The sequence below is a fragment of the Candidatus Fukatsuia symbiotica genome (genome assembly GCF_003122425.1).
GTDB lineage: Bacteria > Pseudomonadota > Gammaproteobacteria > Enterobacterales > Enterobacteriaceae > Fukatsuia > Fukatsuia symbiotica.
The window spans coordinates 1,944,794-1,968,271 of the sequence record NZ_CP021659.1; the positions used below are offsets into that span (position 1 = coordinate 1,944,794).

The 23,478-nt window shown below is 41.8% G+C and carries 24 protein-coding genes and 4 pseudogenes; 19 read left to right on the top strand and 9 right to left on the bottom strand.

The features are described from left to right. Entirely contained in the window at nt 1–1,053 is a 1,053-nt protein-coding gene (locus CCS41_RS09275; RefSeq protein WP_083429590.1) for a heme biosynthesis HemY N-terminal domain-containing protein, read from the top strand. Here CCS41_RS09275 and CCS41_RS09280 read toward each other — a convergent pair. The 7 genes and pseudogenes from CCS41_RS09280 to CCS41_RS09310 form a co-directional block, all read right to left on the bottom strand. Continuing rightward, nucleotides 1,027–3,123, bottom strand: a complete 2,097-nt coding sequence (locus CCS41_RS09280) for a flagellar biosynthesis protein FlhA (RefSeq protein ID WP_072550148.1) — start codon at nt 3,121–3,123, stop codon at nt 1,027–1,029. The two genes, CCS41_RS09275 and CCS41_RS09280, sit on opposite strands and share 27 nt — an antisense overlap. Further along, nucleotides 3,113–4,242 (bottom strand): annotated as a pseudogene (gene flhB, locus CCS41_RS09285) (flagellar biosynthesis protein FlhB). The gene CCS41_RS09280 and the pseudogene flhB overlap by 11 nt, the downstream one beginning before the upstream one ends. Beyond that, nucleotides 4,242–5,015, bottom strand: coding sequence for a flagellar biosynthetic protein FliR (locus CCS41_RS09290; protein ID WP_072550146.1), 774 nt, complete (start codon nt 5,013–5,015; stop codon nt 4,242–4,244). Before CCS41_RS09290 ends, flhB begins: the two are co-directional and overlap by 1 nt. A 6-nt stretch (nt 5,016–5,021) precedes the next feature. After that, on the bottom strand, nt 5,022–5,294 hold the full coding sequence (gene fliQ / locus CCS41_RS09295) for a flagellar biosynthesis protein FliQ (protein ID WP_072550145.1): 273 nt from the start codon (nt 5,292–5,294) through the stop codon (nt 5,022–5,024). A 1-nt stretch (nt 5,295) separates the two neighbouring features. Continuing rightward, on the bottom strand, nt 5,296–6,057 hold the full coding sequence (gene fliP / locus CCS41_RS09300) for a flagellar type III secretion system pore protein FliP (RefSeq protein WP_072550184.1): 762 nt from the start codon (nt 6,055–6,057) through the stop codon (nt 5,296–5,298). A gap of 17 nt (nt 6,058–6,074) precedes the next feature. Further along, the gene (gene fliN, locus CCS41_RS09305) at nt 6,075–6,494 is read right to left on the bottom strand and encodes a flagellar motor switch protein FliN (protein WP_072550144.1); all 420 of its coding nucleotides are present in this window, start codon (nt 6,492–6,494) and stop codon (nt 6,075–6,077) included. 5 nt (nt 6,495–6,499) lie between these two features. Beyond that, nucleotides 6,500–7,417 (bottom strand): FliM/FliN family flagellar motor switch protein, encoded by a 918-nt coding sequence (locus CCS41_RS09310; protein ID WP_205411414.1) that lies wholly within the window; start codon nt 7,415–7,417, stop codon nt 6,500–6,502. Between the two features lie 412 nt (nt 7,418–7,829). Between CCS41_RS09310 and CCS41_RS09315 the strand changes: the two are divergent. The 12 genes and pseudogenes from CCS41_RS09315 to CCS41_RS09360 form a co-directional block, all read left to right on the top strand. Continuing rightward, nucleotides 7,830–8,615, top strand: a pseudogene (locus tag CCS41_RS09315) (sigma-54 interaction domain-containing protein); the annotation flags it as partial. A gap of 69 nt (nt 8,616–8,684) precedes the next feature. Beyond that, a pseudogene (locus CCS41_RS17715) lies at nt 8,685–8,861 on the top strand (helix-turn-helix domain-containing protein); the annotation flags it as partial. Between the two features lie 24 nt (nt 8,862–8,885). Continuing rightward, complete coding sequence (gene fliE / locus CCS41_RS09320) at nt 8,886–9,248, top strand: flagellar hook-basal body complex protein FliE (RefSeq protein ID WP_072550141.1); 363 nt, start codon at nt 8,886–8,888, stop codon at nt 9,246–9,248. A gap of 9 nt (nt 9,249–9,257) precedes the next feature. Beyond that, on the top strand, nt 9,258–10,928 hold the full coding sequence (gene fliF / locus CCS41_RS09325; RefSeq protein ID WP_072550140.1) for a flagellar basal-body MS-ring/collar protein FliF: 1,671 nt from the start codon (nt 9,258–9,260) through the stop codon (nt 10,926–10,928). After that, nucleotides 10,912–11,943: a flagellar motor switch protein FliG gene (locus tag CCS41_RS09330; protein ID WP_119797746.1), complete on the top strand. Its 1,032-nt coding sequence runs from the start codon at nt 10,912–10,914 to the stop codon at nt 11,941–11,943. The genes fliF and CCS41_RS09330 overlap by 17 nt, the downstream gene beginning before the upstream one ends. Before the next feature lie 6 nt (nt 11,944–11,949). Then, nucleotides 11,950–12,666 carry a flagellar assembly protein FliH gene (gene fliH, locus CCS41_RS09335; RefSeq protein ID WP_072550138.1) on the top strand — a complete coding sequence of 239 codons (717 nt, stop codon included), beginning with the start codon at nt 11,950–11,952 and terminating at the stop codon, nt 12,664–12,666. A 520-nt stretch (nt 12,667–13,186) separates the two neighbouring features. Beyond that, nucleotides 13,187–13,701, top strand: a pseudogene (locus CCS41_RS16700) (flagellum-specific ATP synthase FliI); the annotation flags it as partial. A 66-nt stretch (nt 13,702–13,767) separates the two neighbouring features. After that, nucleotides 13,768–14,016, top strand: a complete 249-nt coding sequence (locus CCS41_RS16705; protein ID WP_240313911.1) for a hypothetical protein — start codon at nt 13,768–13,770, stop codon at nt 14,014–14,016. Between the two features lie 70 nt (nt 14,017–14,086). Continuing rightward, the gene (fliJ, locus tag CCS41_RS09345) at nt 14,087–14,506 is read left to right on the top strand and encodes a flagellar export protein FliJ (protein WP_072550137.1); all 420 of its coding nucleotides are present in this window, start codon (nt 14,087–14,089) and stop codon (nt 14,504–14,506) included. 27 nt (nt 14,507–14,533) lie between these two features. Next, nucleotides 14,534–14,893 carry a glycosyltransferase family 2 protein gene (locus CCS41_RS17405; RefSeq protein ID WP_119797518.1) on the top strand — a complete coding sequence of 120 codons (360 nt, stop codon included), beginning with the start codon at nt 14,534–14,536 and terminating at the stop codon, nt 14,891–14,893. A gap of 32 nt (nt 14,894–14,925) precedes the next feature. After that, complete coding sequence (locus tag CCS41_RS09355) at nt 14,926–16,044, top strand: glycosyltransferase family 2 protein (protein ID WP_119797519.1); 1,119 nt, start codon at nt 14,926–14,928, stop codon at nt 16,042–16,044. A 20-nt stretch (nt 16,045–16,064) separates the two neighbouring features. Continuing rightward, complete coding sequence (locus tag CCS41_RS09360; RefSeq protein ID WP_072550135.1) at nt 16,065–17,039, top strand: hypothetical protein; 975 nt, start codon at nt 16,065–16,067, stop codon at nt 17,037–17,039. Between the two features lie 275 nt (nt 17,040–17,314). On the opposite strand, the gene flgN is transcribed toward CCS41_RS09360, so the two are convergent. Continuing rightward, the gene (flgN, locus tag CCS41_RS09370; RefSeq protein ID WP_072550133.1) at nt 17,315–17,740 is read right to left on the bottom strand and encodes a flagellar protein FlgN; all 426 of its coding nucleotides are present in this window, start codon (nt 17,738–17,740) and stop codon (nt 17,315–17,317) included. 569 nt (nt 17,741–18,309) lie between these two features. Beyond that, nucleotides 18,310–19,158, bottom strand: coding sequence for a flagellar basal body P-ring formation chaperone FlgA (flgA, locus tag CCS41_RS09375; RefSeq protein WP_072550131.1), 849 nt, complete (start codon nt 19,156–19,158; stop codon nt 18,310–18,312). Nucleotides 19,159–19,240: 82 nt separating this feature from the next. On the opposite strand from flgA, the gene flgB reads away from it, so the two are divergent. Genes flgB through flgG form a run of 6 tightly spaced genes read left to right on the top strand, consistent with a single transcriptional unit; the run spans nt 19,241 to nt 23,476 of the window. Continuing rightward, nucleotides 19,241–19,585: a flagellar basal body rod protein FlgB gene (gene flgB, locus CCS41_RS09380; protein WP_420836466.1), complete on the top strand. Its 345-nt coding sequence runs from the start codon at nt 19,241–19,243 to the stop codon at nt 19,583–19,585. Between the two features lie 3 nt (nt 19,586–19,588). Then, complete coding sequence (gene flgC, locus CCS41_RS09385; RefSeq protein WP_072550130.1) at nt 19,589–20,014, top strand: flagellar basal body rod protein FlgC; 426 nt, start codon at nt 19,589–19,591, stop codon at nt 20,012–20,014. 2 nt (nt 20,015–20,016) lie between these two features. Beyond that, entirely contained in the window at nt 20,017–20,709 is a 693-nt protein-coding gene (locus CCS41_RS09390) for a flagellar hook capping FlgD N-terminal domain-containing protein (RefSeq protein ID WP_072550129.1), read from the top strand. 26 nt (nt 20,710–20,735) lie between these two features. Next, nucleotides 20,736–21,932 carry a flagellar hook protein FlgE gene (locus tag CCS41_RS09395; RefSeq protein WP_072550128.1) on the top strand — a complete coding sequence of 399 codons (1,197 nt, stop codon included), beginning with the start codon at nt 20,736–20,738 and terminating at the stop codon, nt 21,930–21,932. A 1-nt stretch (nt 21,933) separates the two neighbouring features. Beyond that, complete coding sequence (locus CCS41_RS09400) at nt 21,934–22,659, top strand: flagellar basal body rod protein FlgF (RefSeq protein ID WP_072550127.1); 726 nt, start codon at nt 21,934–21,936, stop codon at nt 22,657–22,659. A gap of 31 nt (nt 22,660–22,690) precedes the next feature. Next, complete coding sequence (gene flgG, locus CCS41_RS09405) at nt 22,691–23,476, top strand: flagellar basal-body rod protein FlgG (RefSeq protein WP_072550126.1); 786 nt, start codon at nt 22,691–22,693, stop codon at nt 23,474–23,476. Nucleotides 23,477–23,478 lie beyond the last annotated feature (2 nt).

Sequence of the window (23,478 nt, forward strand, 5' to 3'; positions counted from 1 at the left end):
ATGTTACGCATTTTGCTATTATTCCTGATCTTGCTTGCCGGGATAATACTCGGCCCTATGCTCGCTGGGCATCAGGGTTATGTATTGATTCAGACAGACAACTACAATATCGAAACCAGTGTTACTGGCATGGTCATCATGTTAGTACTGTTATTGGCAGCCTTACTGACTATCGAATGGATACTAAGGCGTATTTTTAATACCGGCTCCCGTACCCGAAGCTGGTTTATGGGACGTAGACGTCACCGCGCCAGCAAACAAATGAAAGCCGCGTTAGTCAAACTTGCTGAAGGCGATTTTAAACAGGTAGAAAAACTGCTCACACTCAATGCGGATCATGCTGAGCAACCTATGGTCAACTATTTGCTGGCAGCTGAGGCCGCTCAGCAACGTGGTGATGAACGCAGTGCTAATCAGTATTTGGAACGCGCTGCGGAAGTAGCGAATAGCGGTCAATTACCGGTAGATATCACCCGGGTGCGTATCCAACTGGCACAAGGACATATTCATGCTGCTCGTCACGGTATCGATGATTTGCTCAACCAGGCTCCGCGACATCCTGAAGTATTGCGCCTATCTGAGCAGATTTTCCTGCGTACGGGTGCCTATAGCGCATTATTGAATATCTTGCCGACGATCAGCAAAATATCACTGCACAACGAAGCCGAAATAGAGGCATTAAAACAACAGGTTTATATCGGTATGATGGATCAGTGCATGACGGAAGAAGGCAGCGAAGGACTGAAACGTTGGTGGCGATCGCTCAGCCGAAAAATTCGCCATCAAGTTCCACTGCAGGTGGCTATGGTCGAACATCTGGTCGAATGCAACGATCATCAAATCGCTCAACAAATTATTCTCGAAGGTCTTAAACGCCAATACGATGAGCGACTGATTTTGCTGATCCCACGCTTAAAATCAGAGGATATTCAGCCCTTACAGAAATTGTTGCGTCTACAGATAAAACAACAGGGCGCGACTCCGTTACTCAACAGTACATTAGACTTCTTGCAAAACCGCAGTGAGCTAATCCAATGTACCTACGACGGTTAAATCCATATCATCCGGTATTTCGTTATAAGACAATACATTTAAACCCTGCGAAAATAGCCGTGCATAGCGGGCAAGCAAAGGCCGTAGCTGAGGTGTGACCAACAAAATTGGCGTATGCCCCTGAACTTTCATTTGCTCGTTGATAATCGGCATATTGTTTTGCAGTTGGGTCAGGATGTTGGGATCGACGGGGAAACTGTCGAGGGAAATTTTACTTGTTTGCTGAGATTGACTTAATGCACCCAGCAACAGATTTTCCAATTCATTATTGATGGTATAGACCGGCAACTCTTTTTTATCCCGATTGAGTTCATTAACGATAGCATGACGTAACGCATAACGAACATCTGCGGTTAGCAACAGGGTATCTTTAGTGACCGCAGAACTTTCTACTAAAGTGGCAGCGATAGTCACGATATCTTTTAACGGCACATGCTCAGTCAATAACTGGCGATAGATCCGCAATAACTGGCTAAAGTTTAAAGCAGTTGCAAGATCTTCAGCTAAACGTGGCGACAAGGCTGCCAGTCGCTGATGTAATGGCGTGATGTCATCATAATTAAATAATTCTGGCAAATGTTGACGCGCGACTTTATTTACATGTGTTGCCACCACACTGGCACAATCTACCACCTGATAGCCAAGACCCAGTGCCTGAGGTTTATCTTCAGGGTCGATCCAGACAATCGCCATACCGTAAGCCGGATCAGTCTCCAATATACCATCGATTTCACCGTACAATTCAGGAGTGGGGATAGCCATTAACCTGTCGGCGTGAACTTCTCCTTCAGCCATTTTGACATTATTAATATTAATTGAATATTGTGTTGGTTTAAGGCGAAAATTTTCCCGGATACGCACTTCTGGGAACAAAATGCCACATGTTTCAGAAATAATTTGCCGCACCCCGCGGATCCTCTGCGTGAGTGGGCTACCTTTCGCTTTATCGACCAACGTCACTAGCTTATATCCTAACGTCAGTGCAATGGGTTCAACTATCGGGATGCTTTCCCAACTGATGTTCATTGCATCATCGGTAGAAATAGCCTGAGTAATGGTATTAATATCCGGTTCTGGCGCAGCATACTGAATTTTCTTTCCTTGCTGCCAAGCGGCAAACAACAGCAATGCCGTAAAACTGAGAAATGCGATATGCGGCATACCCGGTACGATTGCCAGAACAAACATCACGAAAGCAGCAGTATATAAAACATTCGGTTTGGCGAGGAGTTGATCTTTTATTTCATCACTCATATCACCACCATCGCTGACACGAGTGACGATAATTGCCGCGGCCGTCGCCAATAATAGAGAAGGAATTTGAGCAACCAGACCATCACCAATGGTCAGCAAGACATATTGCTGAAAAGATTGACTGGCGTCGAGATCATATTTAAAAATGCCGATACAAACGCCACCAATCACATTAATGATCAGGATCATAATACCAGCGATGGCATCACCGCGGACAAATTTAGAAGCACCATCCATCGCCCCGTAAAAATCCGCCTCATTGGCGATCTCTTTACGACGTTGACGTGCTTGTTCCTGATTGAGTAAACCGGCGTTAAGATCAGCATCTATCGCCATCTGTTTACCCGGTAAAGCATCCAGGGTAAAACGTGCAGAAACCTCGGAGATACGTTCCGCTCCCTTAGTGACCACGACAAAATTGATAATCATCAGGATAATGAACACCACAAAACCGACAACAAAGTTGCCCCCGATCACGACTTGACCGAAGGCCTCGATCACTTTACCTGCTGCGCCTATCCCCTCATGGCCGTGAAGCAAAACAACGCGCGTTGAAGCAACGTTGAGCGTTAAACGCATTAAGGTCGTTATCAACAATATTGTTGGGAAAATGGCAAAATCCAGCGGTCTTTTACTGTTGACACTGACCAATAACACCAATACCGACAATACAATATTGAAGGTAAACAGAATATCCAGTACCAATGGAGAAAGCGGTAAAATAATCATCGCCAAAACACAAAGCAGCAATATGGGCACGCTGATGTGTGTATGCCTGAAAAAGTGAGTAATATTTTTTAAACTATTATTTATCATGGGCTTTTAGCATCTCTTTGGGGATCCCTAGGTGTGTATCCAAGGCAGGTTTTTCTGCCTGCCCAGAACGCCAGGATTTTATTTGCATCACGTAAGTAAGTACTTGTGCTATTGCCCGATACAATGGGGCTGGAATTTGTTGATTGACCCGGGTTGAATGATATATCACGCGTGCCAGTGGCGGAAATTCCACGACTTCAATACCATTTTCTTGAGCAACTTTGCGTATATATAACGCAATATCATCTTTACCCTTGGCAACAATATAGGGTGCACTGGCTTTTTGAGGATCATATTTTAAGGCTACCGAATAATGAGTCGGATTGGTAATAATAACATCTGCAACCGGAACGGTTTTATTAATTTGACCAATAGAAAATTGATGTTGTAATTGGCGTATCCGTGCTTTGGTGTGTGGATTGCCGTCGTTATTTTTATGTTCTTCTTTAACCTCCTGCTTGGTCATTTTCATTTTTTTAATAAACATATATTTACTGAGTGGTACATCAAATAAAGAAAAAATAATGATAATAGCGATAAAATAAGCGAATATATAATGATAATGACTGAATCCGAGAGAAATCGCTTCTTGCAAATGAATAGATTGTAAATACATGAGTTCTGCTAAATTATTTTTTACCATAATGCAGAGTGTAAAAATTAACACCGTGCATTTTAGCAACATTTTTAGTACATCAGTAATATGGCTGAGAGAAAATAAACGTTTAAATCCACTAATAGGACTCAATTTTTTTAGATCCGGAATTAATTTTGACGTGGTAAAAATCCATCCTCCGGGTATTAAAGAAGCAATTATGCTGACCAGAGGAATCGGCAATAGCGTAGCGATAAACTTAAAAATAACCAAGAAATTACGTAGCATGAATTGCTCCATCGCACCATTATCATCCAATTTTCCTGCCATCATACCAATAGAAATAAATGATTCTTCACACAATTGCCTGTAATAAGGAAAAAATAAGGCCAGGGTAAAAAAAGAAGCCAATAATCCCGCCCCCATCGTCATATCTTTTGAACGAGGAATATCTCCTTTTCTACGTGCCTTGGATAATTTCCCCCCGTAGGCTTTTCACTTTTTTCACCACCGCCACCAGACATCAGTACCCCTTCATTTTATCTAATTGTGCGAGGATCTCATTACTCAGATGCAAATAGTGATCAGGTATATTGGTCATGATCAACACCAGACAAAATAAACCGAATAACATGCTAATCGGAAAGCCTAGCGAAAAAAGATTCAGGGTTGGCGATACTCGATTTAGCAAACCAAATGCGCCTTGAACAGTTAACATAATAAAGGTTGTTGGTAACGCTAATAGCACGGCTGACGAAATAATCCATCCCATACTCAGAGACAATGAACGTAATGAAAAATTATTAATGGCATCGCCAATCGGCCAATAGGTAAAACCTTTATATAAAATACTAATAAAAAGCAAATGTCCATCGACAGTAAAAAATATTAACACACTAAAAACAAAAATAATTTGCGCAACAACGACAGTGGATGCGTCACTGCCGGGATCGTTCATTATTGCCATTCCTAAACCCATATTCATTGATAGAATGTGTCCGGCAGTCTGCAAGGCAATAAAAACCAGGCCAAGGGTCGAACCAAATAGCCACCCCCATAAAATCTGCTCGGCGACCAACAACAATGCCCGCATCGATAACAAATCTTTCAGGATAATATTTTGATTTAACATCGGAGTAATCAAAATCGCTAATAGCAATGCAGCACCCAGCTTACTTTTACGGTTAAATGCTTTGTGACCCAATAGCGGACAAAAATGCAAAAAAGATAGGATACGCACAAAAGGTAGCCACAGTGCAAATAGCGCTGTGATAAGTGCCTTAATATCGATCTCCATCGCTCTTTACCCCACCAACTGAGCAGCTTGGGTGAAAATAGAAATGGTAAAATCGCTCAACTTGGTGATCATCCATTTACCGGCCAAAATCAGTACCAACAAAGTGACACTAAGGCGAGGTAAAAAGCTTAAGGTTTGTTCGTTGATTTGCGTGGTTGCTTGAAAGATACTGACACACAACCCCACCAATAAGCTGGGTACGATGGCGACAACCGATATTATCAGCACTAAACTGACGCCCTGAGCCACAATATCCCCAGCGATATCCATCGTCATCATATCATAGCCCCTGTATGCTAGCGGTTAGAGTACCGACGATCAGCGTCCAGCCATCACAGAGCACAAATAACATCAGCTTGAACGGCAAAGAAACGATCAAAGGGGACAACATCATCATTCCCATTGCCATCAAAACACTGGCAACAATCAGATCAATCACCAAAAAGGGAAGATAAATCATAAAACCAATCTGAAATGCTGTTTTCAATTCACTGAGTACATAAGCCGGCGTCACCACACTCAGATCTTGCTCTTGCGCCGCACCGGTAACCTGCGCGATTCCCATCATCTGGTCTAATGATGAAGTACTGGTCTGAGCCAGCATAAAATTTTTCAGCGGTTGTTGTGCTTTCATCAACGCCTGCTTGAGTGTGATTTCATCATTTTGAAAAGGTAGCACGGCATTATCATAAATTTTCGTCCAGACTGGACGCATGATCAGCAGCGTTAGAGACATGGCAATACCCACCAGAATTTTATTGGGTGGGCTTTGTTGTAAACCTAAGGCTTGGCGCAAGATCGCTAGCACGATAATAAAACGGGTAAAACAGGTCATCATCAAAAACATAATTGGCAGCAGGGCCAACAAAGTCATCAGGATCAGGATTTCAATTTTTACGTTGTAATCTTGCCCGCTGGCTGTTTCAGTGGTACTGAAGAAAGTGATGCCTCCGTCCTGTGCAAACAGAACAGAGGAAAACAGCAATCCGCAGATCAACAATAAACCTCTTGTTAAACCGACCAGGCTACGCGAATTGGGCATTGCGCGCTGTTCACAATTCATAGGGCAAGTTCACCCAGATTCTGATTATTCAACTCAATAATTCGCAGGCCATATTTATCGTTGAGTACGACCACTTCGGCCTTACCGAATAAAATACCATTTACCTTGATATCAAGGGGTTCACCGGCAGGTTTATCCAGTTCAACAATGGATTGCGTGTTGATAGACATCAGCTCAGCCAATGAAAGTTCAACCGATGCCACCTCCAATGTTAATGCAACTGGAATACGATTAAACAATGACATATTACGTGCTTTTTCGGCTAGCGCTGATTTGGCTACTGCAGATTCAGTAACAGTATTTTGTTGAGGTTCAACAGCATCCACATCACTTGATTCGCTATCTGCTATCTGATCTAAGGTAAAATCGAGATCGAGGTCAAGATCGGCGTTTAATTCTTTTTGCTCGTCAGTCATGGGTATTATCTCATCGTTTTTTCATTGAATTCGGAAAGGAAAAGTTTTCCGCGAATTTCTGTAATGGTTGCATTAAACATTTGTTCTCTACCAATAAAAACCGGAAAACGTTCAGGCATAGAGACAGTAATAATCTCTCCTTCCTTCAGCACTTTTAATTCGGCTAATGTGAGGTTAACACTGGTTAATCTACAGTTTAACGTAACCGGCAATTTATTAAACAATTCTTCCAAAGGGAGCGCTGCTTTATTATTACCTGCCTTTTTCTCTTCTTCATCGTCAGACTGATGAGAACGGAGTAATCTATCAACATGATTAGCATCAAGTAAAAGATAAAAAACATGCTGTTCGTCACCGGCTAATGAAAATATTATGCGATAAGACCATTTTTTAACAAAGGTACTATGAGTATTTTTTAATACCAATGGTTCACCAAAATCATCGATATTCAGAAATAATTGTGTTAACTCAATGCCCAGTTTATTTTTCAGTCTTTCTTCTGTTTTGGTTATCGATGTTTGTACCCCGGATTCAACAGCAGTATTATCTTTACTGAGTCCATAATAGCCATTGAGCATACTCAATAAAAAACTACGTTCAGTATCGAAAGCGACATTTCCCAATTCAGTACTGAAGACTTTAGCGTTTTTATGGCTACAGTCCATCTCGGTATTAATATTCTTTAACGATAGATTAACCCGATATTTTTTTAGGAAAAACAGGCTAATTTTAGAGTCTAAAATATCAAAATAATCAGAAATTATTTTGGGTACTTTGTTGTAAGGGCGACCCAGTTTATTGATATCGAGTGTCATTACCTCTGGTAATTGATCACCTTGATAGATTTTTGCCTTGATTTTTTTTGATTGTACATTTTTTAACTGCACGCCTTTTGACTGCTTGCAAAGGATATCACGCCTCATTTTCTATCCCGTCATTTTATTTATCAATCAAATTTTACAGGCGCTAATTAAACCTCCTATTACCAAACTGTACAATAGATTTTTTATTATTTATTTATTTATTTATTTATTTATTTTTAATTAAATTAATAAATAATAGTCAACTTATTGATTTTAAATAAATTAATTTTTTTAATTTTTTTTTAATGCTATGATGCCAGTAGCTACTTGTATACTTGCCGCCGATGATTAAATATCACCAATGTACTAACTTAATTAAATTGATACAGAATTGTTTCTAATATCATCACTCTCTACCGTACTTACACTCATTGTTGAGTTATAGTTTAGTTAGACCATAGTTTAATAAAGCAATAAGTTTGATGAAAAAAGAGTTTACAGAATTTATTTTTCAGGGTGAAAACACATTATGATGAGTATCACTATGGATTTCTTATCTAAAAATGATCATGGTTTTGTCGCTCATGCTTCCTCCAGCATGAGCGTATTTTCCCTCGCGCGCCGTGTCGCTGAGTTCAATGTTCCCGTGCTGATTACCGGTGAAACAGGAACGGGTAAGGAGTGTGTAGCAAAATATATTCATCAAAAAGCAATAGGGGACCATTCCCCTTACATTGCGGTCAACTGTGCAGCTATTCCTGAAAGTATGCTAGAAGCTATTCTATTTGGCTATGAGAAGGGTGCTTTTACCGGTGCTATTGCCAGTGTTCCAGGAAAATTCGAACAAGCAAATGGCGGCACATTATTACTCGATGAAATTGGCGATATGCCGTTAGCGCTACAGGTTAAATTATTGCGAGTTTTACAGGAACAGGAAGTAGAGCGTCTTGGTGGACAAAAACGTATTCCACTTGATATCAGAATAATAGCTTCAACCAATAAAGATTTGGAGATTGAAATAGCGAAAGGACATTTCAGGCAGGATCTTTTTTATCGACTTTCTGTCGTGCCCATTCACATTTCACCGTTGCGTGAACGTCCAGAAGATATTCAGCCATTAGCACAACAATTTATTAAAAAATATCACGATTTTTTAAACGTTAAAATAGAATTAACGTTAGAAGCCAAGCAAAGGCTACAAACATATTCCTGGCCAGGTAATGTCCGGGAATTAGAAAATGTCATTCAACGTGGCATCATCATGAGTAATAACGGAGTGATTGATTTTTCAGATCTCGGTTTACCTCTCTCTACGGGTAGTATCCAGATGGAAAAAATGTCTCTGCTTAAAACAGATGATAGCCGAATGAATACGCATGAAAGAAAAAGCAATATTAAATCACGCGGTCGCTTAGCGGAATATCAATATATTGTTGATTTATTGCAACGCCATCAAGGTAGTAAAACAAAAACAGCAGCATTTTTAGGCATAACACCAAGAGCGTTACGTTACCGACTCGCTTCTATGCGTGAAGAAGGTATCGATATTGAATGCTACTCATAACGAGTTAAGGAATAAAAAATAGCTATGACGGATGAGTATAAAGTTAATTTGATGGGTATCGCTTCTTTGCAAGCACCCATACTGCAAAAAATGCAGCAGGTAATAGTCATTGCTGCCAATGGTGCTTTTGCGAATACGGTGTTAACTCTTGATAAAGAGAGCACGCCCTTCTCTTTCGCCAGGATTTTCGATCACGCGATTGATAGTGTGGATCAACTACAACATGTGGCCAGTGACAAACAGGAAGCAATAGATATGGGCATCAGTGACGATTTAACTGGCACCATGTTAGAGAGTCAAAAAGCGAGCGTGGCTTTCTCGGCACTGCAGAAGGTGAACGACAAGCTCCTCACTGCAATGAATGAAATCATCAATACTCCGCTGTAAGGTAAAACGGTGTTAGATAAACTTAAACAAAAATTGCCCCCTATTAAGTGGGACAAAAATAAAAATACTATCCTCATGGGTATCGCGGCAACCGTGATTAGCGGCGCGATAATTTTCAGTCTTTGGCGCAGTTCACAAGGCTACACCGCATTATTTGGTTCTCAGGAACATATTCCGATTGCGCAAGTGGTGGAGGTACTCGGCGGCGAATCTATTCCATACCGTGTCAACCCGGATAACGGTCAAATTCTGGTATCCGAAAGTCAGTTAGGCAAAGCACGCATGACATTGGCTGCAAAAGGTATCACTGCTGTTTTACCCGTTGGCTATGAGTTAATGGATAAAGAAGCCATGCTCGGCAGTAGCCAGTTTATGCAAAACGTTCGCTATAAACGGAGTCTGGAAGGTGAGCTAGCGCAAAGTGTCATGGCACTTGACGCGGTTGAATATGCCCGGGTGCATTTGGGAATGACTGAAGCCAGCTCTTTTGCCATTAGTAACAAACCCGATAGCAGCGCTTCGGTGATATTACGTTTGAAATACGGTCATCGGCTGACAGAAGAACAGGTAGGTGCCATTGTTCAATTAGTCTCTGGTAGCCTTCCCGGGATGAAAGCCGCTAATGTCCGGGTGATTAATCAAAATGGTGATTTACTTTCTGAAGCATATCAAACTGGCAATAATGGCTTGTCAATGGTCAAAACTGGCCCAGAATTAGCCCATAAGCTGCAAATGGCGGCGGAAAAAAATATCGCCAATCTACTCAATTCCATTGTCGGGCTCAATAACTACCGTATCAGTGTGGCGACACAAGTGGATCTGAGCCATATTGAAGAAACCTCCGAACGTTATGGCACCGATCCGCACACCATTGACGAAAATGTGAGTCAGGAAAGTGGCAACGATGACAGCGCAACAGGTATTCCTGGTACCTTGAGTAATGAGCCAGCAGCGCAGGCAGATACCGGGCCACCCGCTGCTGCCGTTATTAGCCGTAATCAATCACAGCGTAAATTTGCTTATGATCGCGATATTCGCCATGTGCGTCATCCCAGTTACAAGCTAGAAAAAATGACCGTCGCCATTGTATTGAATAAATCTGCCCCGGCGGTGGAGCAATGGACAACACAACAACTCGATGAGTTAAAGCAGCTAGCAGAAGATGCCGCTGGTATCGACCTCAAACGAGGTGATTCTCTGACGATGAATATGATCGCTTTCACCGAACAAGCTGAGTACCAGGAACCTATCTTACCTTGGTGGCAAGAACCGAGCATTTTACGCTGGGCCGAGATGATAGGCATAGGTCTGTTAACACTGTTGTTCTTGTGGTTTGGCATCCGACCTTTGGTGCAACGTCTTACTCGTGAAGAGAAGTTTCCAGTAGAAGCCGTTGCCGCTAGCGATCAGAGAACAGCGCAAGAAGAAAAAGAAGCAGAACCTCAATTGGGCGAGTTTGATACAGAAGCCACGGATGAAAAAGTTCTAGCAAAAGCGTTACCTAAATCCCCGTTCCAGGAAGAAGAAAATTTACCATCACCGTCTTCAGGTCTGGAAACCAAGATAAACCATATGCAGATGCTCGCTTATTCTGAGACCGACCGTGTAGCTGAAGTGATTAAACAATGGATCAATAGTAATGAAAGAAGCAACACAGAATCCAATGAACAAACTAGTTGATATCTCTGACAGTCCTGCTGAGAAGGAGATCCGTACACGTTTGGATCAGGCTGGCATATTACTGCTCAGCATTGGTGAGGACGCCGCGGTGGCGGTGATGAAGAAATTAAGTCGTGAAGAGGTGATCTGTATCAGTGAAACCATGTCACGTCTGCAAGATGTCAAACTTATCCATGCCCGACAAGCGTTAAATGATTTTTTCCATGATTACAGTGAGCAGAGTGGCATTAACGGTGCTTCACGCAGTTATTTACAAAGTATTCTGGAAAAGGCCTTAGGGGGAGAGATCGCCAAAAGCGTGATCAACGGCATTTATGGCGATGAGATTCGCCATCGAATGACGCGTCTACAATGGATCGATCCCGTACAACTCTCGGCGCTGATTGCTCAGGAGCATTTGCAGTTACAAGCGGTATTCCTTGCATTTTTGCCACCGGATGTCGCTGCTGATGTGCTTTCTTATTTAGATAAGAATCAACAGGATAATGTGTTGTACCGCATCGCTAAACTGGATGACATTAATCATGATGTGGTGAATGAACTTGATCGCTTGATTGAACGCGGCGTAACACTGCTTTCAGAACACGGTTCTAAAGTATTGGGTATCAAACAGGCAGCCAATATTGTTAACCGTATTCCGAATAATCAACAACAGCTCTTGGAGCAGTTGGGGGAACGTGATGAAAATGTACTTAATGAACTGAAAGATGAAATGTATGAATTCTTCATCCTTAGCCGTCAGACGGAAACCACCTTACAACGTCTGGTAGATGAAGTGCCAATGAACGATTGGGCGGTCGCATTGAAAGGCACTGAGCCAGTATTACGTCAAGCTATTTTCAACGTATTACCGAAACGTCAAATTCAGCTATTGCAAAATGCAACGGATCGCATGGGGCCTATCACCGTCAGTCGAGTTGAACAGGTACGCAAAGAAATTATGGCCAGAGTCCGTGAATTAGCCGAAGCAGGAGAAATTCAGGTGCAACTCTTTGCTGAACCAACCGTGGAGTAATAGCACATGTCAGGTAAAAATAAGTTAGCTACCTCAGGGGTGAAGTACCGGTTACATAAATTTCCGCCATTACACCAGACACCTTTGCCATCGTTAGGGCAGGATAGGGTTGAGCTAGCACCAGAGGAATATCAAAAGCAATTACAAAAAGGTTTTCAGCAGGGCATTGAGCAAGGTTTCACACAAGGTGTGATCGATGGCAAGGAAGAGGGCTATGAGGAAGGTGTTCGTTTAGGCTATGACGAAGGCATGAAAAAAGGTCGGGTGGAAGGACGAACATCGGGGAAAGATCTTTTTACCAACGCGATCCAGCCTTTTTCTGTGTTATCTACTGCGATGCAAGATTATCTGAATAATTATGAAGTCCGACGCCGTGATGAGTTAATGAAATTAGTAGAAAGAGTGACGCGTCAGGTGATCCGTTGTGAGTTGGCGTTACAACCTACGCAATTATTGACGTTGGTAGAAGAAGCACTCGCTAGCTTACCCACAGTGCCGAAACAACTAAAAATTTATCTCAATGCAGAAGAATTTGCCCGTATCAATGATGTAGCCGCAGAAAAAGTAAAACAATGGGGTTTACAGGCGGATGTGGCCATGGAACCCGGTGAATGTCGTGTTGTCACCGAAACCACTGAAATGGATGTGGGTTGTCAACATCGTTTGGATCAGTGTATCGATGTGTTAAAAAGCAATTTATTAACGGATAGCACGCATGATTAAAATGACCGAGAACCCGGTGGAGGGTATTACTGATAGTTCAGTTATCGATAATGCATTGAAATCCATTGACAATATCAGTCTTGTCCGCGTTTCAGGCCGCTTGGTACGGGTTAATGGTATTTTGCTTGAATGTGTCGGCTGCCGTCTCGCCATTGGTCAGCGCTGCCGGGTTGAAGGTAGCGACTCTATTTTTGTCGAAGCACAGGTTGTCGGTTTTGATCGTGATGTCACCTACTTAATGCCTTTTAAGCCGCCGAGTGGTTTGATAAGCGGTGCCCGGGTTTTTCCAGGCTACGATGAAAGCGAACAATTGATCGATGATAGCTGGTTAGGGCGCGTGGTAAACGGCTTAGGAGAACCTATAGATGGTAAGGGCGCCTTAGGGGGCGAAACACCCCTGATTCAGCAATTACCACAGATCCATCCACTGATGCGGCGTGCGGTGGCAGAACCACTGGATGTCGGTGTAAAAGCCATCAACGGTTTATTTACTATAGGTAAGGGACAGCGTGTCGGATTGATGGCGGGGAGTGGCGTGGGTAAAAGTGTTCTGCTGGGTATGATCACGCGCTACACCCAAGCGGATGTGGTGGTGGTTGGACTGATCGGTGAACGCGGACGCGAAGTCAATGAATTTATCGCACATTCACTACAGGCGGCAGGAATGGCGAAGTCAGTGGTCGTCGCCGCGCCAGCCGATGAATCTCCCTTGATGCGCATCAAAGCTGCTGAAATCTGCCATTCGATTGCTACCTACTATCGAGATAAAGGCAAAGATGTCCTGCTATTGGTCGATTCGTTGACGCGTTATGCGATGGCACAACGCGAAATTGCCCTCTCACTGGGAGAACCCCCGCGACCAAAGGTTATCCTCCTTCTGCTTTCAGTGTGATCCCACGCCTGGCAGAAAGTGCAGGTAACAGTAACGGTAAGGGAACCATGACAGCAATTTATACTGTTTTAGCGGAAGGTGATGATCAGCAGGATCCGGTGGTCGATTGTGCCAGAGCGGTATTGGATGGACATATTGTGCTCTCGCGTCAACTGGCTGAAAGCGGACATTATCCTGCGATTGATATTGGTCAGTCTATTAGTCGTTGTATGAGCCAAATAGCAAGTACGGAACATATAAAATCGGCGAGTCATTTAAAAAAATTATATGCTGATTATATTAGTATTAAGCCGCTGATCCCTTTAGGCGGTTATATCCCTGGCGCTGATGCCAATGCCGATAAAGCAGTCAATAGTTATCCGGCGATAGCCCATTTTTTATACCAAGAAGTGAGCCAATCAGCGTCTTTGGCTACCACTGTGGCACAGCTTGCCACACTCTATACAGGATCAACTTAAATAACGATAAATCATATAATAATAGACTTCTCACCATAGTGAGGGATGACAACACATAGGGCTAAAAATTATGAACTCTATATTGGAAAAATTATTGCAATTACGTCACCAGAAAGTTAACAAATTAACCGCTCAGCTATCACAACAGAAAAGACTTTGTCTGCGTTATGAAAAAAATATTAATGCATTAACAGCATTATCAAATAAAAGCCCTACGATCCATGCTACTTCTGCAGCGTTACTGAGCAATAAATCCAGTTATAAAAAAAACATTCAACGGGTCATTAACTGGCAGAAGCAAGAACAACAATTGGCCGATATTCAGGCGCAGAATTTACAAATTAGCTTAAAACAACAAGTCTGCCAGGAAAAAATGGTTGAAATAGTATTAGAGCAACAACAACATGCTTTCATTTTGGCACAAGCACGTAAAGAACTAAAAATTAGTGACGGTATTTCAACACAATGTTGGTTACGTAATCATGTCTAATAATATTAAGAGACATGGAGGCAAATAATGAAAAAAAATAAAAAAAAACATAACAAAGTAACAAACAGTGGCACATCTTTGATTAATACCTTGGTGAAGGCATCGCTTAAGCGGAGCCAGAATAAAAAAATCATAGAAGGTCAATTTCAGCCGTTTGTCAGCGTTATTTGTCCAACTTACAATAGGCGTGAGTTTCTACCTTATCTATTGTATATCTATCAATATCAAGACTATCCTGCTGATCGCCGTGAGCTGATTCTTCTGGATGATTCTGAACACAGCAATCAGGATTTGATAACATTACTGGTTGGTAGCGCGAGTGATGAAACTATTCGCTATATATACAGCGATAAACGTCTAGCTTTGGGGAGAAACGTAACCAATTAAATGTATTGGCGACAGGGGAATATATTATCTGTATGGATGATGACGATTATTATCCTCCGGATAAAATTTCTTACACTATCACGCAAATGAAAAATAATTACGCACAATTCTCTGGTTCAGATCAAATTTATGTTTGGTACAGTCATTTAAATAAAATATACAAGACAACATCGATGGGGGCTAATCATGCATTAAATGGTACCTTTGCATATCATCGTAATTATCTGAAGAAAAATCGTTATCTTGATAAAAAGATCCTGGCGGAAGAAGCGGAGTTTTTACGCAACTTTACTGTGCCGGTTTTACAGATTGAACCACGGAAGGCTATTTTGTGTATTGCACATAATCACAATACCTTTGATAAAGATTTTATTATTAGTTCTAATGAAGCATCAGATTTTACGCTTGAGGATATCGTCGAAGATAAAAATTTATTGGCTTATTATCACCGTCTCACTCAGGCGCCAGCATCGCTGAAAGTAAATTGGGCATTCTTTGAAAAAATAGTGATAGTAACACGCAACGATGATATTTCTCATTGGCAACAGTTACAGAAAAAATTTACTGACCTTGGTATCAACGCAGAACAACTGGTTCATTATCCTCTGTTGCAGCATCCCTCTCACATTGTTTCCCAAAGTAAGACTCACCTGGCGATATTACAACAGGCTAAAGATGCCGCATGGCGTAATTATTTACTCCTTGAAGAAGATATTGAATTTGTAAAAAAAGACAGAACGTTAAATCATGTAAATCGTTTGTTCACATTTTTAACCTCATTTCCTTGGGAGGTTATATTATTGGGCGGTCAGTACGGAGAACTGCAAACACTGACTGTGTTGCCTGGCGTCGCTCGGGTCCAGATAGCATCAGCCGCTTGTGCTTATGCAGTCAATCAACCTTATTACGATATCCTATTACAGGATATGACAAAAGGCATCACATACCAGCAACAAATTGCATCACCAGCGGATTATTCATTAAATGCTTATTGGCTAATCCCGATGCAACGCGATCGCTGGCTAGGCCTTTATCCCAGTTTTGCTTATCAAAGCAAACAATGGGATGAAAAAAAACAGGTTGCAATAGAAAGTGCACACCTGTTTTTTCATAAAATATTGCAAGCCAAGGACTTAGTCACTATAAAATAATCACCACTTTAGGAAGAATCATGTCAAATATTCAATGCTATCAACCCGAATATGTCAATTGTTTTGCCGATTTGGAGACAAGTTGTGAGTGTCCATTTTGTGCTACTGAGAATGAACTTGATACGAGCATCACATTTAACTGGCAAAATGAAGAAAGACAAAGTTTATTTTTAGGCTGTGAAACTGCTTGCCGTGAAATTTTATTAAATCCGCAAGCATTGACTATCTATGCTGTCAATAAACAAAGTGAAACCAATATTGAATGCAAAATAGAGGGTCAAGAACTCAATTATTTAATTTTTAATCTTGTGACTAACGAAAATTTTTCTCTGGAGCAAAGCTTATATGTGGCCAGCATCTTATTAAATCGCGCAGAACAAGAACAGGAAGCAGAAAATCAGGAAGAGGTGTTGGAAAGGATCAAGATATTAGCCGATGAATTTAATCTACTTAGTGAACAGGGAAGCTTACAACAAACTTTTTGCGAATTGCCTGAAATAGAAAATGTTAAATCATCGGTATTAGCTTTATTGGGAATGGTTCCATTATCACTCACTTTACCTATCGCACAAAAAATACCATTTATATTGAAATTAAGTGAATTAAGCCTCATGCAAAAAATCCATCTGGATGAACGTAAAACAGAATTAATGACTATTTGGCAGGAACAATTGGCACCTTATTTTGACAAGCATCCGCATATATTACAAAATTATGTCTTGTATCAAGTATATCATAACACATTCCCCTATCATGATAGCTTAAATTACGGTCAAATGTTCAGATTATTAAGTATTGATCTCTTTAATATAAAGATACTATGCTCAATATGGAAGCTGAATAATGATACATTGGATGAAACGATAATAGTAAAAATGGTGAGTGCTTATAGCCGTTGGCGAATGGATAAAAATTTTGATTTTACGCCGATGTTGAAAAAAATTCATTTAGACTCTGGTGAAGATCTGTTAATTGGTATTTCCCTATTAAAATAAAGATGAAATCGGTGACAATCGATTAAGAATTTTTTAAGCTGATAACATCAGCTTAAAAAAGTATGTTTCACCGTTTGTTTTACTGTATGCTTTACCGTTTGTTTCATGGTTCTAATCACATGTTCTGGTATATCATAAATAGATTTTCTCAAGGTAATTAACTCAATATTCATAGTTTGAGAAAGCAATATAAAAATGCTGATAAAAATAATCAATGTTATGAGAACACTATTTTTATTAATCATATTGAGTAAAAGCCATCTTCTTTTCAATGATTAGCCAGCATAAAGAAACGCTTCTTTATAACCGAGTAATGGTGCGAAAATATCGTGTTGCATGGAAATAAGTTTACCATTGCTCAGATTTTTCTGTTGACAGGATAGAACGCGTTGTTCCAGATCTGCCCATAGCGCGGTAACATGTTCACGGTACTGTTCTGGTAAACGCTGAAAAAGTATCTGCATCCCCTTGCTATCAGCCGTTACTTTTAGCTTTTTCAAGAGCGCTAGGCGCTCTGTCGCGGTTTGAGATAATGCGTGATAGATCTCACTCAAGCGTTCATTGACGGCCAACAATTTCGTGGCATTGCAAGTAATCATACATTGGCGTTGTGTTAGCAACAGCTTATCCAATGAAATATAGTGCTTGCGATCCGATTGAATGGTCAAAAGAAGCTGCTTTAAACTTTGGGTTGCGTTCATCGTCAGTTAGCCTTTATCTATAAAATTTTATCATTGCTTCAGCCAAGTCAGAGAGGTTGATTTCCTTATTCTCTTTTATCCCCTCTTTTATCTTTTGGATTAGTGTGTTATCTATCTCTGACATGGCATTCAATTCTTCGCGCGCTTTTCCTAAATGTTTCTCTAACTGGTTAGAACCCCCGACTTCTCCGTATTAGGGTGATCAGATCTAACCTCAGGTTCTGTGTTCTCCAGTTTTTTCTTTGTTCTTGAAATAGGAGAGGTATTAATGGCATCTCGAATGGTAGTCATAAAATCCCTCTATAAAAGTTAAAAATCAGTGAAATTATTTTCATATCCGATCAAACGACACTAACAGGACAGATCTTTAGCCCATTCTTATCTTTTTTATCATCTGTTTGAAATGTATTAGACTTTTTGCAAAACCGTCGTTCGTTATGCGAATTCAAGGCGTCAGGAGCGAAGTAACTGCACGGTACATACGTGTACATGAGGATTGCGAGCACCAGGTGACGCAGAATTTGCATAACGTATTTACGAGCACATAAGTAGGTTTTACGCGGTGTGCGCTAATTTGGCCCTACTAACATTCGAACGATACCAATACCATCGACTGTGGCGTTCACTGTTTTTCCACTGCTTAAATTTTTTACTTTTACCCGATCACCTTTATGACCGTTTTTTAATACCTCACCTAACATTTGCGCGACCACTCCCTCTTGTTCAGCAATCATCAATACTTGTTGTCCTCGCGTAACCAGAGTCGGCTGTTCAAGATGGGATACGGATAATGGCTGGAGATCACGAATACGGCGTTTAACGGTGAAACCGACCACTTCATCAGGATCAGTAAGATAATTGCCAAAGAGGCCACTGATATTGCGTTTTTTTAACTCGATATCGTTAGGAGTAATTTTTTTACCACGTTCAATACTCTTCTTAGCAACCCATATCGGTAAATAAATATCGGGTTTCACCGTAACTGCAACTTCCCAGCTGTGAGGATCCTCACAGCTGATCACATAACGCATGCGCGCTAGATCACTCCGACTCTCGTCTGGATCGGCTACCTGAAGAGGGCTGTGACAGGGTGCGTAATAACTGATTTCGCTGGGAATAAAAATATTCATTTGTACCCTGTAGTCTTGCCAGTTTTTACGCTTCGCGGTACGGGCAATATCAGCGCTGACGCTAGCGGCTGTTCGCGCATAGATCTGTTTTCTTACGCTTTGTTCCGCAGCAATAGCCTGCCCGATATAGCAATGAGCGCTAAATAGTAATATCAGCAAAAGATCACCATAAAAATAACGGTGGCCCCATAGATTTCGACTAAAACTTGTCGTCTGGCGGAAAAATACAATTGGGAAACAGCACTTCCATTTTTTTAAGACGAATAAAGAAAAATTAATATTAATCATGATGTTATTTACCTGGCACGTTGATTGCCTTATTGAATGTGCCAAAATCTTTTTAACATCAGACAGGAAAAATTTCGTGAGCATGAGTTTTGAAAAATCGCTGGGCGTTCATCCTAAAGCAATGCAGCTTCGACTTCTTAGAGCGGAACTGCTAGCAGCCAACTTAGCTCAAGTGAATACCCCACATTTTCAAGCTAAAGATATTGATTTTGTCTCTGAAATGCAACGTGTAAAACTTAAATTTAATACGCTGCCTGATACGAAAATAAAATATCGCATGCCTTATCAAGCGTCTACAGATGGGAATACAGTGGCATTGGACATTGAGCAAGCAGAATTTTCAAAGAATGCCCTCGACTATCAAACCAGTTTGTCATTTCTGAATATGAAATTACTGGGGCTAAAAAAAGCGATAGAAGGGAAATAAACCATGTCTTTTGAGAATATTTATCGAATATCTGGATCGGCAATGACCGCTCAAACTATCAGGCTGAATACCATTGCCAGTAACCTGGCCAATATTGATTCACCTGCAGCCAGTGCCGCTGCCGTTTATAAGACGCGCAGTCCCCTATTTTCTGCGGTTTATTTGCGCGAAGGCAGGAAGTATCGCCAAGGTGTCAGCGGGGCGCAAGTACGGGTGCTTGACATAGTCGAAACCGGCAATGCAGTACAGCGCTATGAACCTAATCATCCACTTGCTAATGAGCAAGGTTATGTCTTTTATTCAGATGTGAATGTCGTCGAACAAATGGCAGACATGACCTCTGCACAACGCAGCTTTGAAACCAATATTGAAGTCCTCAACAGCATAAAAAGCATGCAAAAAAGTGTATTAAAACTTGGAGAACCATAACGATGTCGATTCCTAATATTACAGAACCGATGAATTCAACGGGTAAGAAAACGCTAGAACCTACAATTCAATCATCAAAAGAATTAAAAGACCAATTTATGACATTGCTGGTCGCACAGATGCAACATCAGAATCCACTTAATCCAACCGACGGGACGGAATTTATTAGTCAGTTGGCCCAATTGGCACAACTTACATCTAGCCAAAAAATGGTCGAGGCTACTAATAAAAATACGGTTCTGATGGAAAACATGCAAGCCTTGGCTCAAGCGAATTTAGTGGGACAAAAGGTGATGGTAGAGACCAATAAACTTGAATCGGGGACAGAAACGTATGATGCGCGTTTAACGTTGGAAAATGCATCAGCCGCTGTTACCGTCTATCTCAAAGATAAGTTTGACAAAGAATATAAACTCGCTCTCGGTCAGCAAGAAGCGGGAACCGTGAATTTCACCCTTGATCCCAAAGAGTTGGGTATGCCCCCTGGGCAATATACGCTCACAGTGGTAACAGGCACTGGTGAAGAAGCCAAAACCATTCCGCTGGAATTAGCGGGTACGGTGAACAATGTGCGTATCTCAAACGGTCGCCAGCCGCGATTGAATGTTTCAGGTTTGGGTGATGTTTCTTTTAACAAAATCAGTCAGCTTGGTTCCAGCGTAAAAACACCAGGTTCAGTGCCTGTTGCTGCTTAAACCCATTAATCTAGGAGGAATATGTTATGAGTAATAATATCGCTGTCACTGGTTTGGATGCCATTACTAAGAAGTTAAAAAGTATCAGTAATAATATCGCCAACTCGGGCACTATCGGTTATAAATCGGAAGAAGCTGAATTTGCCGCCATGTATTCCCAAGGTGACCCTATGGGTGTGGCAGTCAGTGGCGTATCGCATAGCATCAGCCGACAGGGAACCGCTATTCGGACTGACAATAACCTGGACGTGGCGATCAATGGTAACGGATTCTTTATTTTGGCGAGTGATGAAGGTGATACGGTTTACACCCGTGCTGGAAATTTCGATACCGATATAGCAGGAAATTTAATTGGTCTTGATGGCAAAAAGGTTCAAGGCTCTCCAGTCGATGCCAATGGTGTATTGCAACAAGGGGTTGTCGGTAATTTAAAAATCAATAAGGGTATGATAGCGGCTAAAGCAAGCAGTGAAGTGAATGTGAAGAATAATTTAGACGCGAGGATGCCTATCATCCCTACCATTCCAAATTTTGACCCCAATAATGATCAGACATACAGCCTTACGAACTTCACCAAAGTTTATGACTCATTAGGCAATGCACATTCTTTTGCTCAGTATTTTGTCAAGACTGGCGTCAATGAGTGGACTGTTCACTACCAACTGGATCAGGTCGATGTAGGCCAAACAGCTCTGGAATTTAACACGCAAGGAAAATTAATCACGCCTAATCCTGCTATAGGGAATACGAATCCACCAGCCCCTCCTATCCCTGGCATCGATCCCATTACTCTCGCTGTTAAATATAACGATTTTACACAATATGGCGCGTCATCGGATGTCAATAGCAGTCGTGACGGTAATGCGCCTGGTACTTATAAGAATCTGACAATTCAAGCAGATGGCAAGATTAGCGCCAGTTACAGCAATGGCGAATCTAGGTTAATGGGTCAAATTCTGCTCGCGAGTTTTGCCAACGAAAGTCATCTTGCCCCTGTCAGTAAAACTAGCTGGGCACAGACCGCGCTTTCCGGTGATCCCGTAATCAATGTGCCCAACAATGGTTTGTTGGGCGAGCTGCACGTAGGTCAAAGAGAAGGCTCTAACGTCGACGTGACTGACCAACTGGTAAAAATGCTGAGCGCGCAACATGACTATCAAGGCAATGCCCAAGTGTTGACGACCAATAAAAGCATGCAGGATACATTAATGCGGGCGCTATAACATGGATCATTTTCTATTCACCGCCGTGAGTGGCGCTAATCGTAGCCTGGCTCAACAAAAAATTCATGCTAATAATTTGTCGAATGTCAATACCCAAGGCTTTCGTGCGGATCTGGAAAGATCCATCACCACCAGGGTAGCAGGAAAAGGCTATGCTACCCGTTTTCCTATCGCACTGGAAAACGCCGGGGTTGATATGACTGCCGGCATGTTAAAGGAAACGGGACTTGATCTCGATATTGCTTTGAAAGATCGAGGTTTGATTGCATTGCAAGACGGCAACCGTGAAGTCTACACCCGTGATGGTCATATCAATATTGGTGCGAATGGAGAATTAACGGTTCATCAATTGCCGTTGCTGGGTGATGGTGGGGCCATTGTATTACCCCCTCATAGCTCACTGTCGATAGCCCGTGACGGTACGATTTCTATCGTGCCTCAAGATGGGATCGCTATTCCAGCGGATATCGATCGTATCAAACTGGTTGATATCCCGGCGAATGAATTACGCAAGAACGACCGCGGTCTCTTAATCACTGATCTTCCTACTCACCCACGTGATGAAGGTATCCTGATTGAAAATCGCTATCTGGAAGGCAGCAACATTTCTGCAGTCAGCGAGATGCTTTCCAGCATCTCAATCGGTCGTTATTTTGAGGTACAAATCAACATGATAAAAATTGCAAAAGAACTGGCGCAGGCAGGCAATAAACTGCTTCAAGGCTAATCATAAAATCAGTGATTGAGGAGCAGAAATAATGAGTCACTCAACATGGGTCAGCAAAACCGGTCTTTTGGCACAAGATGCCAAAATGAAAGCTATTGCTAATAATTTGGCTAACGTTAATACCGATTCTTTTAAACGTGATGACGTTATATTCGCCGATCTATTTTATCAGACTCAGCGACTTCCAGGTTCACCGGTGGATCAGAATAATATCTCTCCTAACGGTATTCAGTTTGGCGGAGGGGTGAGAGTCGTAGGAACGCAAAAGAAATTTACCATAGGTACCCAGAAGGAAAGCCCGAACGAGATGCACGTGGCGATCACGGGGCAAGGTTTTTTCCAGGTAGAAATGACCGATGGCAACATGGCCTACACCCGTGCTGGTAATCTGAGTAAAAACGCGGATGGTGTACTGACAACGACAGAAGGCTTCCCTTTGAATCCGAGGATTGAACTTCCAGAAGGTCTTGAACGGTTAATCATTAGCGAAAACGGTGCTGTCAATGCCATGGTCGGTGGTGAAGCCGATCCGGTTGAGCTCGGGCAACTGACACTGGTTAATTTTGTTAATCCGGCCGGGCTACTTCCCATTGGTAACAATCTTTATAGAGAAACGACAGCCAGTGGTGAGGCGCAGGAAGGGGAACCCGGAGAAGGCGCTTTAGGCAAACTTATGCAGAATGCATTGGAGGGATCTAATGTACAGGTAGTAGAAGAAATGGTTGAGATGCTTGCAGTACAACAAGCTTGGGAAATTATCGCCAAATCGATCACTGCGGGTAATGAGATGGATAAATACGTTACTCATAATATCTAATC

What these genes read in the sequence shown, in the direction of transcription:
- fliP (WP_072550184.1), bottom strand. Translation starts at nt 6,057, where the DNA reads ATGCCCAATTCGCGTAGCCTGGTCGGTTTAACAAGAGGTTTATTGTTG.
- fliN (WP_072550144.1), bottom strand. Translation starts at nt 6,494, where the DNA reads ATGACTGACGAGCAAAAAGAATTAAACGCCGATCTTGACCTCGATCTC.
- fliE (WP_072550141.1), top strand. Translation starts at nt 8,886, where the DNA reads ATGACGGATGAGTATAAAGTTAATTTGATGGGTATCGCTTCTTTGCAA.
- flgC (WP_072550130.1), top strand. Translation starts at nt 19,589, where the DNA reads ATGTCTTTTGAGAATATTTATCGAATATCTGGATCGGCAATGACCGCT.
- CCS41_RS09400 (WP_072550127.1), top strand. Translation starts at nt 21,934, where the DNA reads ATGGATCATTTTCTATTCACCGCCGTGAGTGGCGCTAATCGTAGCCTG.
- CCS41_RS09360 (WP_072550135.1), top strand. Translation starts at nt 16,065, where the DNA reads ATGTCAAATATTCAATGCTATCAACCCGAATATGTCAATTGTTTTGCC.
- flgG (WP_072550126.1), top strand. Translation starts at nt 22,691, where the DNA reads ATGAGTCACTCAACATGGGTCAGCAAAACCGGTCTTTTGGCACAAGAT.
- flgB (WP_420836466.1), top strand. Translation starts at nt 19,241, where the DNA reads ATGAGTTTTGAAAAATCGCTGGGCGTTCATCCTAAAGCAATGCAGCTT.
- CCS41_RS09355 (WP_119797519.1), top strand. Translation starts at nt 14,926, where the DNA reads ATGGATGATGACGATTATTATCCTCCGGATAAAATTTCTTACACTATC.
- fliQ (WP_072550145.1), bottom strand. Translation starts at nt 5,294, where the DNA reads ATGATGACGATGGATATCGCTGGGGATATTGTGGCTCAGGGCGTCAGT.
- fliH (WP_072550138.1), top strand. Translation starts at nt 11,950, where the DNA reads ATGTCAGGTAAAAATAAGTTAGCTACCTCAGGGGTGAAGTACCGGTTA.
- CCS41_RS09310 (WP_205411414.1), bottom strand. Translation starts at nt 7,417, where the DNA reads ATGAGGCGTGATATCCTTTGCAAGCAGTCAAAAGGCGTGCAGTTAAAA.
- CCS41_RS17405 (WP_119797518.1), top strand. Translation starts at nt 14,534, where the DNA reads ATGAAAAAAAATAAAAAAAAACATAACAAAGTAACAAACAGTGGCACA.
- flgA (WP_072550131.1), bottom strand. Translation starts at nt 19,158, where the DNA reads ATGATTAATATTAATTTTTCTTTATTCGTCTTAAAAAAATGGAAGTGC.
- CCS41_RS09275 (WP_083429590.1), top strand. Translation starts at nt 1, where the DNA reads ATGTTACGCATTTTGCTATTATTCCTGATCTTGCTTGCCGGGATAATA.
- CCS41_RS09395 (WP_072550128.1), top strand. Translation starts at nt 20,736, where the DNA reads ATGAGTAATAATATCGCTGTCACTGGTTTGGATGCCATTACTAAGAAG.
- fliJ (WP_072550137.1), top strand. Translation starts at nt 14,087, where the DNA reads ATGAACTCTATATTGGAAAAATTATTGCAATTACGTCACCAGAAAGTT.
- CCS41_RS09290 (WP_072550146.1), bottom strand. Translation starts at nt 5,015, where the DNA reads ATGGAGATCGATATTAAGGCACTTATCACAGCGCTATTTGCACTGTGG.
- flgN (WP_072550133.1), bottom strand. Translation starts at nt 17,740, where the DNA reads ATGAACGCAACCCAAAGTTTAAAGCAGCTTCTTTTGACCATTCAATCG.
- CCS41_RS09390 (WP_072550129.1), top strand. Translation starts at nt 20,017, where the DNA reads ATGTCGATTCCTAATATTACAGAACCGATGAATTCAACGGGTAAGAAA.
- CCS41_RS09280 (WP_072550148.1), bottom strand. Translation starts at nt 3,123, where the DNA reads ATGATAAATAATAGTTTAAAAAATATTACTCACTTTTTCAGGCATACA.
- CCS41_RS16705 (WP_240313911.1), top strand. Translation starts at nt 13,768, where the DNA reads ATGAGCCAAATAGCAAGTACGGAACATATAAAATCGGCGAGTCATTTA.
- CCS41_RS09330 (WP_119797746.1), top strand. Translation starts at nt 10,912, where the DNA reads ATGAACAAACTAGTTGATATCTCTGACAGTCCTGCTGAGAAGGAGATC.